Source organism: Paraglaciecola sp. 20A4 (assembly GCF_011378905.1).
GTDB lineage: Bacteria > Pseudomonadota > Gammaproteobacteria > Enterobacterales > Alteromonadaceae > Paraglaciecola.
In genome coordinates this window covers 1-2,302 of record NZ_WTPY01000064.1, presented here as the reverse complement: position 1 = coordinate 2,302, position 2,302 = coordinate 1, and the positions used below count along the sequence as shown (strand labels likewise).

Below are 2,302 nucleotides of genomic sequence, written 5' to 3'. Positions count from 1 at the left end.
TCTTCCCACATGAAAGCTTCTTCCCAAACTTCGAACTCAAAACCTTCGATATAATAATTACCGTTATCGTCTTTCCGGGCTGCACCCATATAATGTTGTTCGCCACTTAAGTCTGCTGCGATATCCATACCGTTGTTAGCGCAATTAGAACGAGTTGATTGTACTGCTTTTAGCGCATTAACACTGCCTGCCCCTTGCTGAAAAGGACTATAGGCTAATTTACCTTCAACCAATGCTAGAGAAGTACTGCTCATTAAACGACACTTTATGTCGTTCGCACTCAAGCTTGGGTCGTTTTGCAACATCAACGCAACCACACCACTGACCACACCTGAGGCCTGAGACGTACCCGACATAATAAAGCGGTCATCGCCTACCATGTATTGTGGAAATTTATTTGGCACATACATATCTTCATTAGCCAAACTAAACATATGGCCACCCGGCGCCACCATATCAGGCTTAATAAAAGCCTCATGCGTTGGGCCTTGCGATGAAAACGAAAGCAAGGTGTCATCATTTGGATTATCTTGGGTATAGTTATCGCTTATCGCACCAACACTTATAACATAGGGGACGTTAGCCGGAACGCCTATCGTCATTGCTGAGGGCCCTGTATTACCTGCAGAAGTGACAACAACAATGTCTTTTTCCCACAATGCCATAACCGCTTGGTTAATTGGATCATCCCAATAGTTTGAACGCGGCGGCGCACCGAACGAAAGGTTCACTACACGAATATTTAACGCCTCATAATTATCAGCGATATACTGCAAGCCGCGTAGTGCATCTAAATAGGTACTGTGGCCGTCTTCATGAAATGCCTTTACCACCACCAAATTGGCATCCGGGGCGACACCTTGATAAAAGCTGCGCATTTGACCATCAACAATCGCACGATCACTGTTAGCAATAATACCGGTGATATGAGTGCCGTGACTATTCTCGTCAGTCATGTTTTGCGCTGTCACGTCAATGTTTTCAATCGCATCATAAGCAGCGGTTATTCTTGAGCGGTTTTCAGTGTTTTTACTAAGGGCGCTTTTACTTGCCCACAGCCCACTGTCGATCACAGCAACGGTTACATCTTTACCTGTAATGCCCTGTTCGTGAAGTTCGTCCGCTCCGATATTGTTTACATAATAGCTATTGCTATCTTCATCACTCGCTTGTGTGTCGTACCCTTTTACTAAACTACGATCACAATCTTCTGCAAACTCAACATCCATCGAGAAGTCACGTTGGTCGTAACTATCTGTGCCATAGCGTGAAAACGACACTTCAACGGTGGCACTTTCAAATGAATCTAAATTAGCGTAGCGACGTAAGCTACTGTAATCTAAGGTTAATTCACCATTTTGGCGGCTGAATAAACTCCAATAGACCGTTCTACCATTAAATTTAACCGAACGTACTTGTCCTAAGCTCTCAGGCCAAGCAAATGTCATTTTTTTAGCGTTGGCTTGCATGTCTTTAGCGTTATATAGATTCCAACGAATTTTATTTGCCGTTAGATCAACAACATGACTACCGTACACCAAGCAATGGTCTAACGCGCCCGATGTAAAAACAGCTTGGTTTTCAGTAATTTTAATCAAGCCAAGTGGTAAACTTCTTAAAATAGTCAGTTGTAAATCACTTACTCGCACGCCAATACCACCGACTAACGGTAATTCATGAGTAACTAGCCCGCCAACGGTATTGATAAGTTGACGCAGCACAGCAATATCGCCACCTTGAATTAGTATTTCGTTATCCATACTCAAAAGGCTGTTAACAATGGGGACTTCTGGTAAACCTAAAGATGTAGTCAATTCGTTTACATCAAGTGTGCTCACAATTTCGTCTAAGTTTAAACCTAATAAGCCACTCGCTGATGCAGACAAAGGCAAAACAGAAAAGCCCACCAACCCCGCGAGTAATATGGCACTTTTTTTATTAAATTTTAGTTTCATGTGTAATTCCTGTTTAGATGAGTCGCCCGATATAAGCGATAGCAATCCTATACCGATACCTTCGTTCTTTGACTGGGTTTTGCAATACACATGCCAACTAGCAAATCATTGATTTTACTCACTTTAATATAAGCAATGAAAATTATGGACGTTAAAAGTGAAATTATTGAATGATATTTTTGATTGTATTTATACTTTGGTTGCAACCATTTTTTTCACACTCAATGGCGCGAAATATGACTTTCTAACTCTAGGCAAAGATTTATCTTGCGTAAGCGTCCGGCAATTTGCACATTCCACTAGTTAATATTGCACAGCAGAATATCGACTTTAATCATCATCGGAGT

1 protein-coding gene is annotated in these 2,302 nt (G+C 41.7%); it reads right to left on the bottom strand.

Annotated features, from left to right (window positions below):
• A partial coding sequence (locus tag GQS54_RS22810; protein WP_166426213.1) for a S8 family peptidase occupies positions 1-1,955 on the bottom strand: 1,955 nt, incomplete at its 3' end.
• Positions 1,956-2,302: the final 347 nt, after the last annotated feature.